The organism is Deinococcus metallilatus (assembly GCF_004758605.1).
Classification (GTDB): Bacteria; Deinococcota; Deinococci; order Deinococcales; family Deinococcaceae; genus Deinococcus; species Deinococcus metallilatus.
Window position 1 is genome coordinate 181,309 of the sequence record NZ_CP038512.1, and the last position, 14,575, is coordinate 195,883.

General features: G+C 69.9%; 12 protein-coding genes. 5 read left to right on the forward strand and 7 right to left on the reverse strand.

The features are described 5' to 3' along the window. Positions 1 to 322: 322 nt before the first annotated feature. From E5F05_RS06785 to E5F05_RS06805, 5 genes are all read right to left on the reverse strand, one after another. Positions 323 to 2,497, reverse strand: a complete 2,175-nt coding sequence (locus tag E5F05_RS06785; RefSeq protein WP_129117869.1) for a S8 family peptidase — start codon at positions 2,495 to 2,497, stop codon at positions 323 to 325. Continuing rightward, positions 2,497 to 4,107 carry a carboxypeptidase-like regulatory domain-containing protein gene (locus E5F05_RS06790; RefSeq protein ID WP_164973373.1) on the reverse strand — a complete coding sequence of 537 codons (1,611 nt, stop codon included), beginning with the start codon at positions 4,105 to 4,107 and terminating at the stop codon, positions 2,497 to 2,499. Before E5F05_RS06790 ends, E5F05_RS06785 begins: the two co-directional genes overlap by 1 nt. Positions 4,108 to 4,323: 216 nt before the next feature. Further along, positions 4,324 to 5,550, reverse strand: coding sequence for a M16 family metallopeptidase (locus E5F05_RS06795; protein ID WP_129117871.1), 1,227 nt, complete (start codon positions 5,548 to 5,550; stop codon positions 4,324 to 4,326). Continuing rightward, positions 5,547 to 6,809 carry a M16 family metallopeptidase gene (locus E5F05_RS06800; protein WP_129117872.1) on the reverse strand — a complete coding sequence of 421 codons (1,263 nt, stop codon included), beginning with the start codon at positions 6,807 to 6,809 and terminating at the stop codon, positions 5,547 to 5,549. Before E5F05_RS06800 ends, E5F05_RS06795 begins: the two co-directional genes overlap by 4 nt. A gap of 43 nt (positions 6,810 to 6,852) precedes the next feature. Next, positions 6,853 to 7,758 (reverse strand): RluA family pseudouridine synthase, encoded by a 906-nt coding sequence (locus E5F05_RS06805; protein WP_129117873.1) that lies wholly within the window; start codon positions 7,756 to 7,758, stop codon positions 6,853 to 6,855. A 72-nt stretch (positions 7,759 to 7,830) separates the two neighbouring features. Here E5F05_RS06805 and E5F05_RS06810 point away from each other — a divergent pair, with 72 nt between their 5' ends. Next, positions 7,831 to 8,349 carry a M23 family metallopeptidase gene (locus E5F05_RS06810; protein WP_129117874.1) on the forward strand — a complete coding sequence of 173 codons (519 nt, stop codon included), beginning with the start codon at positions 7,831 to 7,833 and terminating at the stop codon, positions 8,347 to 8,349. On the opposite strand, the gene E5F05_RS06815 is transcribed toward E5F05_RS06810, so the two are convergent. After that, on the reverse strand, positions 8,315 to 8,953 hold the full coding sequence (locus E5F05_RS06815; RefSeq protein WP_129117875.1) for a histidine phosphatase family protein: 639 nt from the start codon (positions 8,951 to 8,953) through the stop codon (positions 8,315 to 8,317). The two genes, E5F05_RS06810 and E5F05_RS06815, sit on opposite strands and share 35 nt — an antisense overlap. An 85-nt stretch (positions 8,954 to 9,038) precedes the next feature. Next, positions 9,039 to 9,254 (reverse strand): hypothetical protein, encoded by a 216-nt coding sequence (locus E5F05_RS06820; protein WP_184117633.1) that lies wholly within the window; start codon positions 9,252 to 9,254, stop codon positions 9,039 to 9,041. An 84-nt stretch (positions 9,255 to 9,338) separates the two neighbouring features. On the opposite strand from E5F05_RS06820, the gene E5F05_RS06825 reads away from it, so the two are divergent. Genes E5F05_RS06825 through E5F05_RS06840 form a run of 4 tightly spaced genes read left to right on the forward strand, consistent with a single transcriptional unit; the run spans position 9,339 to position 14,504 of the window. Next, positions 9,339 to 10,010: a TnsA endonuclease N-terminal domain-containing protein gene (locus E5F05_RS06825; RefSeq protein WP_129117876.1), complete on the forward strand. Its 672-nt coding sequence runs from the start codon at positions 9,339 to 9,341 to the stop codon at positions 10,008 to 10,010. Beyond that, positions 10,007 to 11,983, forward strand: coding sequence for a Mu transposase C-terminal domain-containing protein (locus tag E5F05_RS06830; RefSeq protein ID WP_241687071.1), 1,977 nt, complete (start codon positions 10,007 to 10,009; stop codon positions 11,981 to 11,983). Before E5F05_RS06825 ends, E5F05_RS06830 begins: the two co-directional genes overlap by 4 nt. 60 nt (positions 11,984 to 12,043) lie before the next feature. Next, the gene (locus E5F05_RS06835) at positions 12,044 to 13,051 is read left to right on the forward strand and encodes a TniB family NTP-binding protein (RefSeq protein WP_241687072.1); all 1,008 of its coding nucleotides are present in this window, start codon (positions 12,044 to 12,046) and stop codon (positions 13,049 to 13,051) included. Between the two features lie 28 nt (positions 13,052 to 13,079). Further along, complete coding sequence (locus tag E5F05_RS06840; RefSeq protein WP_164973374.1) at positions 13,080 to 14,504, forward strand: TniQ family protein; 1,425 nt, start codon at positions 13,080 to 13,082, stop codon at positions 14,502 to 14,504. Positions 14,505 to 14,575 lie beyond the last annotated feature (71 nt).

Genomic DNA, 14,575 nt, shown 5'->3' on the forward strand with positions numbered 1-14,575 from the left:
TGCCCCTGGTGGCGCACGTCTGGCTCTGCCGAAGCGGGGAAAGATGGTTTCCCGCAGGGCCTCGGGGCTGTCGGGTCGTCGTCCACGTGCAGCGCGCGGCGTCGAGATGGCCTCAGCGCGTCCCGCTCCCTGAGTGGGGGCGTGGCGCAGGACGGTCTTGACCGGATGGCGGTGCCCCACGGAGAAGCCACCCGCTGCGGGCCTCCCCCGGCACCGGAAGGGAACATTCGCACCCTCACCCTGCGCCGCGTTCTCCCGGCGCAAGGGATGAGCCCACGAGAAAGAGCGGAAGCCGCGGCCTCCGCTCCTCTCCCGGTCGGGTTTACTTGATGGTGACGAGGCTGGTGTAGAAAGCCCCCAGGCCCTCGGTCGCCGTCGTGTTGCTGAAGCGGATGTAGTAGGTTCCGGCGGTGGTCGCCTTGACGCTCGCCACGCTGTCCCCGCCGCCCTTGCTGATCGCGCCCGCCACGGCCTTGCCCGCCGCGACAACGGCGCCGCTGGCATCCAGCAGATCCACCTGCACGTTCGTCTTGGAGCCGATGCTGGCCGCCAGCCCCTGCACCGTCAGGGTCTGCCCCGCGCCCACGCTGAGCTTCAGGTAATCCACGTCCGGCCCCTTCACCGGATCGGCGTACACGAGGTTCGCGCTGTCGAAGGCGCCGCCGAGCAGCAGGCTCTCCGCGAAGGCCGCGTTGGGGATGGTCGTCAGGTCGGTGGCGGTTTGCAGGCTGTTGTTGCGGTACAGCGCCTTGTTCACGACGCTGTACTCGTAGAAGTCCACCTGATGCGCGTAGCTGAGGTTCAGGTTCTTGCCTGCCGTGACGGTGATTTCACCCATGATGTTGTCGCGGGTGCCGCCGTACTCGTTCACGCTGGGTCCGGCCACGCTGACGCGGTAGCGGCCCGGCTCGACGCCGAAGAAGCGGGCCACGCCGGAGAACGCGGTCTTGGCGCTGGGTTCCAGTTGGCTGTTGCCGGTGCGCCCGAGGTAGTCCATCCCCTTGTTCTGGCCTTCGAGCGGCGTGAGGATCACGTCGGTGCCGCTGATCGGGGACCCCTCGCTGATGTCCACGACCTCCACCTGCACGCTGCCGCCGTCGGCGGGAACCTTGCCAGCCTGGAGGGCGGCCAGCGCCGACTTCACGTTCAGCCGGTTGTAGCCCTTGACGCAGGGATACAGGTCGGGATTCATCGGGTCGCCGGTGCTGGCCAGCAGTTTCTTGACCTGGTAGGGCGTCAGGTCGGGCTTGAGCTGGAGCAGCAGCGCCGCCGCCCCTGACACCACCGGACTCGCCATGCTGGTGCCGTTGAAGAGGCCGTAGCTGGACTCGCGGGCGGGCGAGGACAGGGCCTCGTTGATGTAGGTGGTCAGGCCGTAATCGCCGGGCGCGAAGAGGTCCACCCGCAGGCCGCAGTTGCTGAAGGAGGCCTTGCGGTCGTCGCCCGCGCTCGCGCCGACGTTGATCGCGCCGGTGTAAGCGCCGGGGCCGTTGAACAGGTTCGAGTAGTCGTTGCCCGCCGCGCCGACCACCACCACGTTCTTGCCCAGGGCGTAGTCCACCGCGTCCTTGACGAGCTGCGTGTACCCGCCGCCACCCCAGGAGTTGTTCAGCACCCGCGCCCCGTGGTCCACCGCGTACACCATGCCCTTGGCCACGTTGAAGGAGCCGGTGAACCCTTTGGGCGTGAAGATGCGGACCGGCATCAGGATCGCGTCGGGGGCCACACCCGCGCCGCCCACCGGGTTGCCCATGCGCTCGGCGATGGTGCCCGCCGTGCCGCTGCCGTGCGAGCCGCTGGTGAGGGGCATGTCGGGCGTCAGCTCCTTGCCGGTGCTGGTGTCGATCCCCGTCACGATCTTGCCGTCGGCCTTGAGGTCCTCGTGCAGGCGGTCGAAGTCATCGTCCACCACGCCGACGATCACGCCCTTGCCGGTGGAGATCCCGCGCACCTGATCGGCCTGAATCTGCTTGATCCACCACTGCTTTTCGCTCAGCGGATCGCTGCTGTCGGCCTGCGCCGTGAGGCCCTGGCCGCTCAGGTGCTGGCCGTCCGGCAGCACCGGCAGCTTGCCCTGGTAACCGTTGGCCTCGGCGTAGCGCAGGCCGCTGACCGGGCGGAGGGTCAGGGCCGCCGCCGCGCGGTTCACGCTGAGGGTGTCCGGCAGCACCAGCAGCGCGACCCGGAGCTGGGGAAGGTCATCCGCGACCCGCGCGCCGAGGTGGGCGGCCAGCCGGTCCACAAAGGCGCGGTCCTGGTAGGCGACCACCAGTTCCTGGGTGGTGTCGCCCTCGCTGCCGGTCTTGGCCAGCCCGGCCACGTCGGGGAGCGTCTGGCCGAGGACGCTGCTGAGCCGGGTCACGCCGCTGAGCTGCTGCTGGAGGGCGGTGGTGTCCGGCGCGGTGCCGGTGGCCGTGTCCGGCTGGGGGGCGGTACGGCCGCAGGCCGCGAGCAGCAGGGCGGCGCTCAGGCTGGTGAGGGTGAGGCGTTTTTTCATCACTTGTCTCCCGTCGTGAAGTTGCTGACCTCGCCCTGGCACACCGGGCCGCCGAAGTTGCACCCGGTCGGGGCCGCGTAGAAGGCCGAGAAGTAGTCGTGGGCGATGCTGATGGCGTTCCCGTCCTTGCTGAAGGCCGCCGCCGAGATGTCCAGCGTGTAGGCGTGGTTGCTCTCCAGGGCGGGCAGCAGCGCCTTGCCGTTGGCGTTGAAGGCGATGGAGTAGCTGTTGTCCGTGTTCTTCAGCGCGGGCGCGCTGCCGTCGTCACTGAACATGTTGTCCTTGGTGTCGCCGGTACACAGCAGGTTGCCCCAGAAGCAGTCGCTGCTCTGCTGCGGGTAGTCGTTGACCATCACGTAGAACTTGCGGTAGTCCCCGACCTTCTTCGACACGTCCCAGGACAGGGTGGGGGTGCGCGACGCGCCGCGGCTGTTGTTGGCGGGCTTGAGGTTGGTCAGGGTGAAGCTGTCCAGCGGGGTGGTGCTGACCACGTCGCTGCGGACGCTCTGGGTGCTGCTGTAGACCTCGAACTGGTAGTAGACCTTCTTGCCGACTTCCAGGCTGCCGCTGCCGTCGCGCGCGGTCTTATCGCTGCCGTTCACCGTCTTGAGCAGGCGGAAAGTGTTGCCGTCGTCGCTGGTCCACACCCGCACGCCGAGGGGCGTTCCCCCCAGGCCGCTGGTGTAGTTCCAGCTCAGGTCCACGAACAGCGTGCTGATGTCATCGGGCGCGCCGGTGGGCTGGATCGGGCTGTAGAACCCGCTCCGCTGCGCGAGCGTCACGGCCATCGCCTTGGGGTCACCGACGCTGGTCAGCGTGGCGTCGTTCGGCTTGTCGTCGTTCACGACGATGGGAATGCGCCGCTCGATGCGGTTGTCGTTGCTGTCGTAGACGACGATGTACAGCTCGGTCGGGCCGCGCACGCCCCGCAGGTTGGCACCCGTCAGCGTCGCGGTCGTCTTGAGCTCAGTGTTCTTGGGATCGTTGTTCACCAGCACGCGCGTCCCGAAGGCGCCGCTCCCCGGCACGCCGCCCAGGCCCGCGTAGATGAGGTTGGGGCTGGTGGCGGGGTTGCCCGCCGTGCTGGCCGTGATCTGCACCGGCACGCCCGCACTCGCGTTGAACTGCGCGGCCTTCGCCGGGTCGTTGCTGAAGTCCACCGCGTCCGCACCCTGGAGGTACTTCACGTCCAGCTTGGGCACGGCGATGGGCAGCGTGGTGGCGAAGGCCAGGCGCTCGATGGCGTTCAGCGGCGGGTTCGTGCCGCTCACCACCCGCAGGCCCTCGATTCGCGAAGCCGCGTAGCCGTCCTTCTTGAAGCTGAGGTTGTAGACGCCCGGATCGAGCTTGAGGGTGAACTTGCCCTCCGCATTCGTCGCGCCGCTGGCGATCACGCTGCCGCTGGCATTCTCCACCGTGACGGCGCTGCCCGCGACCAGTTTCCCGGCCTGGGCGTTGGCGAGGTACCCGGCGACCGTGCTGCTGCCCGTGCCGATCATGCTGGTATCGCTGGCAGGCGGCGGCGTGGGGCCGTTCCCGTTCGAGGGACCGCACGCCGAGAGCAGCAGGCCAGTCAACAGGGCGAGGGACAAACTGCGGTGTGATTTCATGTGAACTCCTTGAACGCCGGATGTGATCGCCAACACCACGGCCGTGCCGTGAGGCTGGAGAAAAGAGGCTGTTCGGCACAAAAAATCCGGGCCGTTTTTCCGGTGAGAGGCATGATAACTATCCCTCTGCGCCGCTGCAAGGTTTCCCCACCGTTTCATTAGGGGTTTCTCATGGTGGCTGAAGGTTGACCGGGCCTGTTCTCGGCCCGTCCGCCTTTAGCGCAGGTTGGCAAGAGGACCGAGCGCCACGACCGTCGGCCGCGTGAGCGGGCAAAGCTCCAGCACCTCGCGCACGTCCCTCAGGGTGACGCGGGCGGCGCGGTCCACCAGTTCGGCGGTGGACAGGGCCTGCCCCAGCGCCAGGGCCTCCATGCCCAGCGCAAACAGGCGGCCCTGCGGGGTTTCCGCGCGCAGCAGGGTGCCCACCGCCAGTTTGCGGGCGGCGCGGCGGACGGCCGCCTCGGTCAGTGCGCCGGGGGCCGTCTCCAGCACGGCGCGGTAGGCGTCCAGCACCGCCTGGGCGCGTCCGGGGTCGCAGGAAAAGCCGCCCTCGAAGGTTCCCCCGTCCCGGTAGTCCAGGTGGGCCAGGTCGGCGCTGTCACTCAAACCGGTGTCGAGCAGCGCCCAGTACAGCAGGCCATTCTCGCCGCCGATCAGTTCGGCCAGCACCACGGCGGCCTCGCGCAGCGGATGGGTGGCGGGTAGGCCGGGCAGGGCCAGCGCGACCTGCGCCCGCGTCAGGCGGTCGTCGTGCAGGGTGCGGACGGTGCCGGGGGCCAGGGGGCGGGCGGGCGCAGCTCCGGCTGGCGGCGTCCCGGCGGGCCAGCCCTTCAGTTCCTCCTGGGCCCAGGCCAGCACCCGGCCGGGATCGAAGGCCCCGACGACCGCCAGGGTCACCCGGTCCGCACCGTAGCGTTCGCGCCAGTGGCGTTCCAACGCTTCGCGGCTGAGGGCGCCGACCGTCTCCGGCGTTCCCAGCACCGCGTGCCCCAGCGGATGCTTGCCCCAGTAGTCGGCCCGCAGTTCGTCCATCACCCGCACGGCGGGCTGCTCGGCGTACATCGCGATCTCTTCGAGGATCACGCCGCGCTCGGGTTCGATGTCGCCGGGGCGCAGGGCGGGGCGCAGCAGCTCGGTCAGGGTGTCCAGCAACTCGGGCGTCTGCTCGGGGAGGGTCGCCGCGTGGTAGACGGTCGCCTCCTCGCTGGTAAAGGCGTTCGCGTGGCCGCCCAGTTCGTCCAGGCGCTCGTTCAGCGTGGCGGCGTCCAGCCCCTCCGACCCCTTGAACATCAGGTGTTCGAGAAAGTGCGAGGCGCCCATCTCCTCCGGGCGCTCGTCGCGTGCCCCGGTCGCCACGAAGTACCCGGCGGCGACGGTCTGTGCCCCCGCCTCGGGTTCGAGCAGGAGGGTCAGGCCGTTCGGGAGGGTGTGCCGCACTGTCATGCGGGCACCTCCCCGGGGCCGAGGGTCACGACGGTCGCCTGCGCGGCGGGGTCGTAGCCTGCCAGGAAGGCATTCACACGTTCCAGCGTGAGGGCCGCGATCTGGGCGCGGAGGTCCGCCACGCTCCGCACCCGTCCGAACACCGCCAGGTCGCGCGTGAGGCCACTCGCGCGGGCGCGCGGGCTCTCGGCCCCGAACACGACGCTGGCGGTCAGGCCGCGGCGGGCGCGCTCGAACTCGGCTTCGGTCAGGCCCTGCGGCAGCCGGGCGAGTTCGGCCAGCAGCACCGCCAGCGTCTCGGGCGCGCGCTCGGGCGTGCTGCCCGCGTAGGCGGCCAGAAAGCCCCGGCCGCCCAGCAGGACGGGTGACGCGCTGACGCTGTAGGCCAGGCCGCGTTCCTCCCGGACGGCGTGAAAGAGGCGGCTGGCACTCCCCCCCGCCAGTGCGGTGAGGGCCACCTGCCAGGCCAGCCAGTCGGCACTGCGCGGCGGGGCGCCCGGCGCGGTCACGCTGAGGTGCGTCTGCTCGGCCTCCGCATGGGGGACATGCACGCGCAGGCCGGGGCGGAAGTCGGCAGGCACCGTCACGGCCTCGCCCGGGCGCCACCCGGCAAAGGCCCGTTCCAGCAGGGCGCGGACCTCGGCGGGGTCGGCGTCGGCCACCAGGCCCACCACGCTGCCGCGCGTGCCGTAACGGGCCAGGAAGGCGCGCAGGCCGTCCACGCTGAGATTCGAGAGGCCTTCCGGCGTGCCGCTGGCCGGATGCGCGTAGCCCGCGAAGGGGGAGGCCGGGTCGCGGGGAAAGGCCAGCCGCCGCGCTTCCGTCGCCAGCAGGTCGGGCGGGCTGTCCTCCAGCCCCTCCAGGTCCTGCCGCGCGAGGTCCGCGAGGACCGGCAGCTCCTCCGGCGGGAGGGCGGGGCGCAGCAGCAGGTCCGCGACCAGGCCGAGCGCGGCGGGGAGGTCCGCCGTCAGGCCGCTCACGCCAAAGCGGGTGGCTTCCGGGCCGACGCCCCCGCCGCGTCGCACGCCCAGGTCGTCCAGCGCGTCCTGGTAGGCGCGGGCATCCCGGCCCCCCGCCCCCTTGTAGAGCCACTCCTCCAGCACGCCCGCCGAGCCTTCCTGGCCCAGCGGGTCATGGGCGCCGCCCACCGGCACCCGCAGGTCCAGCGCGAAGCCCGGCCCCTTGCGTTGCTCGAACGCGGCGGTGAGGCCTCCTTCCAGAGTCCACACGTGCGTTCCGGGCGCGGCCACAATCGTCACCGGGGGATTGTAGCGCCGCCGGGCGGGGAAACCGGGTGACAGGTCAGGTTCCGTCCGCGCGGCGCAGTTCGGCGGGCGGAGGCGCCTCCAGGCTCAGGCGCTCGCCGCTCAGCGGGTGCAGGAAGGTCAGCCGCTCGGCATGCAGCCAGTACCCGCCGTCGCCCGGCAGCCCCGGCAGGTCAGCTCTGGGCAGGCCGCCCGGGGCGTACAGCGGATCACCCAGCAGCGGATGCCCGATGGCGGCGAGGTGAATGCGAATCTGGTGTGGGCGCCCGGTGTGGATGTCCACCGCGAAGAGGGTCTGGCCCGCGCGACGTTCCAGCACGGAAGCGTGGCTGGAAGCGGCCTTGCCTGGCGCGCTCGCCGCGAACACACTGCCCAGGCGCGGGTGCGGCACCGGGCCGATGGGCGTGGTGATGACGTAGTCCTCCCGTGATGGGAGGCCGACCGCCAGCGCCCGGTAGCGTTTCTGGACCGCCTGCTCCCGCCAGGCCCGCGCCAGGATCGCCCCGGCTTCGTGCGTCCGCGCAAACAGCACCAGGCCGGAGGTCCCGCGTCCCAGACGGTGCAGCGGGCGGGCCTCCGGAAAGTCGGCGCGCACGCGGGCGAGCAGGGTGTGGTTCAGGAAACCGCCGCCCGGCAGGGTAGGCAACCCCGAAGGCTTGGCGACCGCCAGCAGCGCCGGGTCCTGATGGATCAGGGCGTAGTGCAGCGGCACAGCCTCCTCTTGCCAGGGAGGCCGCCGCCATTCCAGCACCTGACCTGGCCGCAGCCCCTCCGGACCGTGGGCGGGCAGGCCGTCCAGGCTGACTTCGCCGCGCTCCAGCCTTGAGAGCCAGTCGCCTTCGCTGGAGTGGGGGTAGTGGCGTGTCAGGTAGGCCAGCACCGTCAGCCCACGTGCCCGGGTGCCCAGTTCCTCCCGATAGGTGTAGCCGCCATTCAGGGCCATCGCCGCAGCCTAGCGGGTGGCACGGGAGCAGATAGCCTTCAACCTCTCATCCCCGCGCTCCATGCTGAACGAATGCGCCGTCTGCTCCGCCTGCTGCCGGTTCTCGCGCTGCTCGTGGGCGCGGCGTACCTGCTGTGGCCCGCGGTGCGGAAGGCCCAGCGGTACGCCGCTCTGCTGGCCGCGCCTGCGCCCACCGCGCGGAGTCTGCCCACCCCTCTGCCCGACCGGCACTTCGCGGACACCTGGGGCGGGGCGCGCAGCGGGGAAAGGCGGCACGAGGGGGTGGACATCTTTGCGCCGCGCGGTACCCCCATTCACGCCACCACAAGCGGCATCGTGCTGAACGTGGGCGAGAACCGCCTGGGCGGACGCACAGTGATGATTCTCGGTCCCGGTGGGCAGCGGCATTACTACGCGCACCTCGACCGCTACGCCGACTTGCAGGCAGGCGAGTGGATCGAGGCCGGAACGGTGGTGGGCTACGTGGGCGACAGCGGCAACGCCAGGGGGACGCCGACCCACCTGCACTACGGCATCTACACGGCTTCCGGCGCCATCAACCCTTACCCACTGCTGCGGCAGGAGGAGTGAGGTGTGGTGTCAGATTCACGCCGGTCAGCAGAGCGGTGTGACTGGCGCGTGAAAGCTGGACGGTCGCAAATCCCGTGTCCCCGAAGGCGAACCAGCCCCGGTGCGCCCCGGTCAGCTCGCGCAGCACGCTGTTCAGAAAGCCGCCGTGCGACACCACCAGCACGTTCGCAGCCCCGGCCTGCCAGACGCTCTCCAGGGCGAGCAGCGCCCGCGCCCGGATCGCCGCCTGACTCTCGCCCCCCTCGGCGGTGAAGGGGTCGAGATCATGCCGGAAGGCGGGGATGGGAAAACGGCGCAGGGCCTCCTCGCGCGGCAGGCCCGCCAGGGGGCCGTTGTCCCATTCCCGCCACAGATCGTCCGGCCGCAGAGGAACATCGAGCGCCGCCGTCACGATCTCGGCCGTCTCGTGCGCGCGGGCCAGCGTGGAACAGAAGGCCAGCTCGAAGCCGGGCGGGTGGGCCTGCCAGTGCCCGGCGAGTGCCTTCGCCTGCGCGCGGCCCATGTCCGTCAGCGGCGAGTCGTAGCGGCCCTCATGCACGTCCTCGTCGTCGGCGCGGCTGCGTCCATGACGGAGGAGGGTGAGGTGGAGTTCGTGGGCGGTCACTGGGGTTCTTTCTGGTACGCGGTGCGCGGTGGGCGGGAAGCAGGGAAGGCCAAAAACTGCGGACTGTGGACCGCATTCCGCCGCCTCATCCGGTCCTCGCCGCCAGAATCACGCGCTCACCCGCACTCACGGCCACCTCCGTGCAGATCAACTCCGGGTGTGCCCACAGCGCCTCCCGCTCCGGGTCGCCCGCGTGCAGGGCCGTGGGCAGCCGCCCCGGCGGGCTGAAGTTGTCCAGCACCAGCAGGCCGCCGGGGCGCAGTGTCGCTAACCATGGTATCCGCAACTTACCCGGCACCATTCAGCGTTCTCGACCATACTACCTGCAACTGATATACTTCACTATTTGCAACTCCAGGTCTGATGTACCACAATACATGCAACTGTGAAACGGCAATCTGAGGCGCCCGGAACGAAGCCCGTCCGCAGGATCGGCAAGAGCCACCGCGCCATCACAGGTACCCTGGCGTCTTCCAAGGCGGAGGGCGGCGCCGAGTACGAGTCCGCACTCGAACGGGACCACTACCTCGGCTTGGAGTTCGACCCCGAGGTGGTGCAGGTCGTGCCTCAGCCGGTCACCATCTCCTACCTCGATGAGCAGGGCAAGAGGCGGCGCTACGTCCCGGACACCCTCGTGCGTTACCAGGGCGCCCGGCCCCCCGGGCTCTTCGAGGTCAAGTACGTCCAGGAAGTCCGGGAGAAGCGAGGGCACTTCGCCGTGAAGTTCCAGGCAGCCCGGGACTATGCCCGTAGACAGGGCTGGACCTTCACCCTGGTCACCGAGCGCACCGTGCGGGCGCCTCACCTCAAGAACGCCCAGTTCCTGCGCCCGTACCTGCGCCGCGACTTCCCCGCTCCCGTGGAACAGGAGGTGCTCGCTGCCCTTCTGGGCCTGGGCGAGGTCACGCCCCAGGCCCTCCTGGAGACCTTCCCAGCAGAGCGTAGAGTGGACCTGATCCCGGTCCTCTGGAAACTCATCGCGGCCCGGCGGATTGAGGCAGACTTGAGCGTGCCCTTCCACATGACCAGCCCCATCCGTCCCCGGCGGCAGGCATGAGCGGCGGCGTCCTCCCCCAGGCGGGCGAGTGGGTCGAGCACCGGGGTCGCCGTGCCCGCATCGTCCGCATCCCCAACCTGCGGGAAGCCCAGTTGCGGGATGAGCGCGGCGAACTGTTCACCGCCCCCATCCACGAACTGACCCCGGAGCGGCATGAGGAGGTCGCAGGGGAGGCAGGGCGGGCCCTCGACTCGGAGGGCTACGCCACCGCTCTGCGCGACGCCGAGTTCCGCCACTCGGTCATCGAACCCCTGCTGCGACTCGGCCCCACCCGGACCCGCGCCCAGGTCGAGGCCGTCGCCCGGGACCACGGCTGCGATCCCGCCACCGTGTACCGCTGGCTCAAGAAGTACGAGGCCACTGAGTCCGTGCGCGGGCTGATGCGGCGGGTGCGGTCCGACCGGGGTGGGGGTCGCCTCCCCGATGCCCTGGAGAAGCTGATGGACTCGCTGATCGAGCAGGACTACCTCACCGAGCAGCGCCCCACGATGCAGAACGTCTACGAGAGGCTGAAGTCCGAGGTGGACCGCGCCAACAGGACCCGGGCTGAGGGCGAGCCGGAACTGCGGCTCCCGGGCTTCCAGACCTTCCGCCGCCGCATCTACCGCATCGAGGAACGCAGGCGGGTGAGCAGGCGGTTCGGGGGCCGCGCCGCCCGCGTCCTCGACCCGGTCCTCGGCCACTACCCCGGCGCGACCTACCCGCTGGCGGTCGTCCAGATTGACCACACCCCGCTCGACATCCAGCTGGTCGATACCGTCCACCGGCTCCCCATCGGCAGACCCTGGATCACGCTGGTCATGGACGTGTTCTCCCGGGTGGTGCTGGGCTTCTACATCTCCTTCGACAACCCCAACGCCTTCGCGGCAGGGGCAGCCCTCACCCACGCCATCCTCCCCAAGGACCTGTGGCTCGCCCGCCACGAGGAGGCCCTGGACCGCATCCTCGGTCTGCTCCGCGCCGAGATGGGTGAGGCGGTCGTGGGGGACCACACCTCGAAGTTGGACTGGCCCTGCTACGGCAGGCCCGTCCTCGTGAAGATGGACAACGCCCGCGAGTTCCGGGGCCACATGATCGAGCGGGCCCTGAGGGAACACGTCTCCGACCGTGAGTTCCGCCCGGTCCTCCGCCCCCAGTACGGCGGTCACATCGAGAGGCTCCTGGGCACCCTGCTCCGGGAGATCCACACCCTCCCCGGCACCACGTTCAGCAACCCGAGGGCGCGCGGTGACTACGACGCCGAGGAGGAGGCCACCATCACCCTGGAAGCCTTCGAGACCTGGCTGACCGCCTACATCCTGGGGGTCTACCACCGCCGTGTCCACAGTGAACTCGACATGACACCACTCGCCGCCTGGGAGGCCGGGCTGCTGCACGGCTCGGACGACCACCCCCCGACCGGTCTGCCCGAGCGCATCATGGGCGACCGTGCTGACCGTCTGAGGATGGACTTCCTCCCCTTCTTCGAGGCCACAGTGCAACGCACCGGCATCCGCCACGGCGGGCTGATCTACATGAGTGACGTGCTGCGCCGGTACATCGGTGCCCGCCACCCTGACCACCCCACGCGCGCCCGGAAGTTCCTCGTGAGCTATGACCCCCGGGACGTCTCGGCGGTCTACTTCCTCGACCCCGACCTGGACCGCTACTTCGAGGTGCGCTGCCGTCAACCCAACTTCCCCTCCATGAGCATCTGGGAGCTGCGGGCCACCAGGGTGTTCGCCAGGAAGCATCGCATCAAGCTGGAGGACGAGCGGGCCGTCATGAACACCTTCCGCCTCATGCGGCGGCTCGTCCAGGGTGAGGAAGAGCAGACCAAGAGCGTGCGTGCCGAGGCCGAGAAGCAGCGGCAGCGGGCCAGGGTGGACAGGCCCGCCGGGGCCGAGAAGGCGGAGCCTCCCTCGAAGGACAGGTCCGCCCTCAACCCCTTCAAGAAGGCCCGCGAGATCAAGCCCTTCGATGACATCGAATGACCCGGACACCCCTTGTCCCCGGTCACCGTCCCCGGTAGGATGCAAGGGGGGGCATGTCAGGTGACACAAGACAGGCAGTTGATCGAGGCGGCACAGAGGCTGTTGAGGGCACCGGATGAGCAACGGCTCGCGTTCATCGCGGAGGACCGCTGGATCGGTTACTCGGCGGCGAAGAACGCCCTCAGCGAGATGGAGTTGTTGTTCGAGGAGCCCTCTCTCACCCGGCCCTCGAACCTGCTCCTGACGGCTGATACCCACAACGGCAAGACCACGCTGGTCAAGCGTTTCGCAGGTCTGCATCCCCTGGTCGACGACCCGGACGCAGCGCGGGCGGTCCGCCCGGTGATCCGGTTCGACGCTCCCGCCACCCCGAATGAGGACCGCTTCTACAACCGCCTGCTCAGGGAACTGAACGCGGTCTTCAAGATCACCGACAAGCCCGACAAGAAGTTCTTCCAGATCAAGGACCTGTTGCTGAAGGTGGGGATGAGGGTGCTGATCCTCGACGAGATCAACAACAGCCTCGCGGGGACGGGCACCCAGCGGCAGCAACTCCTGAACGCGATCAAGGAGCTGGGGAACGAGTTGCAGCGGCCCATCATCCTGACGGGCAACTTCGACGCCCTGGCCGTCCTGCGCGACGACAAGCAGATCCAGAACCGTTTCCCGCCCCTGGTCCTTCCCAAGTGGCAGCTTGACGACGAGTTCCTGCAACTGCTCGCCTCCTTCGAGGCCACCCTGCCCCTGAGGAAGCGGTCAGACCTCGCCTCGGAACAGCTCGCGCCCCTGCTGCTGGTCATGACGGGCGGGGTCATCGGTGAACTGAGCAAGCTCCTCAGGCGGGCGGCGAGACAGGCCATCCTCTCGCAGAAGGAGCGCATCACCCGCAAGGCGCTGCTGGAACTGCCCTGGATACCGCCCGACCAGCGTGACCAGGCGGCGAGTGCCGCCGAGGCTGGGCTGCAGCACCGCCTCAACTACGGGGCCCTGCTGGCAGACCTGAAGTATGGGGAGACAGAAGAGGACGAGGAGGACGGACCCGGACAGGACGGCGGGCAGGCGGTCTGAGGTGCAGGGGGAGGGGGGCCTGCTCCCGGTGCGTCCCCGGCCCTTCGCGGACGAACTGTTCTCCTCGTGGTTCATGCGGCTGGCTCACGCGAACACCCAGCGGCTGCCCTACTTCTCGTTCCACATGACCGGCCACCACAACTTCTGGACCCGCGACCCTGACCGCTCCCTGCGGGCAGAGGTCGCCCGCGCCCTGTCCGGGGCGACGGGGCTCCCCCTGGACACCATCGTGGCCCTGACCCTGCGGCCTCTCGTGGGGCGCGTCATCCCCACGTTGCCGCCCAGGTCCCAGGTGCGCTGGGTCACGCCGCTGAACAAGCGCGGCTACCTGTGTGAGCGCCCCGGGCTGTCGTTCTGCCCAGCCTGTCTGCGGGAAGGGCTGTACCTCCGCCAGACCTGGCGGCTCTCCTTCGTCGGTCTCTGCCAACACCACGGGTGCCTGCTGCTCGACGCCTGCCCGGCCTGCGACGCGCCCTACGCCCCACAGCGCAACGACCTGGGGCACGGGCAGGACTGGAGCGTACAGCCCGAGCCGCCCTTCGGCTGTTGCGCGACCTGCGGGGCGGACCTGAGGCGGGGAGACGCTTCCCCCGGGGATGCCCCCCTCCTCGCGTTGCAGGGGTGGATGCTCCAGGGCGCCGACACGGGCGTCCTGCCGTGGCCGGGACAGGGGGACGTGCCCGTCCTGGAGGGCTTCGACGTGCTCCACCAGTTGCTGACGGTGGCCCTCACCAGGGGGATGCAGGTCCACCTCACCGGGGCATGCGGTCTCCTGGGGTTGAAGCAGCCATCTGCGCGCCCCAACCGGACCTTCGAGGACCACATCCTCCCAGACCGCCGCACGTTGCTTCAGCACCTGGATTTCCTGCTGCAGGGGTGGCCGGACCAGTTCGTGCGGACCTGCCAGGCGGCGGGACTCCCGAAGAGTCCGCTGGTCCACCACCTCCACCCGGTCCCGGCGTGGTACGGGGCCGTCGCCGACCGGCTGAGTCGGCAGGGCGGGCGTCCACCGCCGCAACTCGGGTCCCTCGCGGCGCACCTCGACCTCGCGGGCCTCACCCGTGAGCGGGACGGGGCCCCCACGCCCAGTGAGCGGCGCCGCTGGACCATCCTCTGGCACTACCACCAGGGTCCCGAGGTGGCGACGGTCGCCCGGCGGCTGGGTGTGTCGTGGGACCTCGTGCGCCGGACGGTGACCCGCTACAACGCCCAGGGCCCCGAGGGGATACGGGAGGTCAAGCGGGGGCGACCCAGCCCCAGGAAGAGACTGCTCACCGCCGAGCAGGAGGAAGAACTGCGTCTCGCCCTCACCACCACGCCCATGAGCTACGCCGAGATGGCGGACTGGGTGGAAGCACGGGTCGGGAGACGACCGAACACAACCACCCTGTGGATCTACCGGCGGGGGGTGGACAGCCACTCGCGGGAGGGGCGGCGGGCGACATCGGGTTGACGGACCGGGGACCGTCGCGTCAGCCTCACCACACTTGGGAGCGGCACAGGAAGGGGGCGACGCCCCCTCCC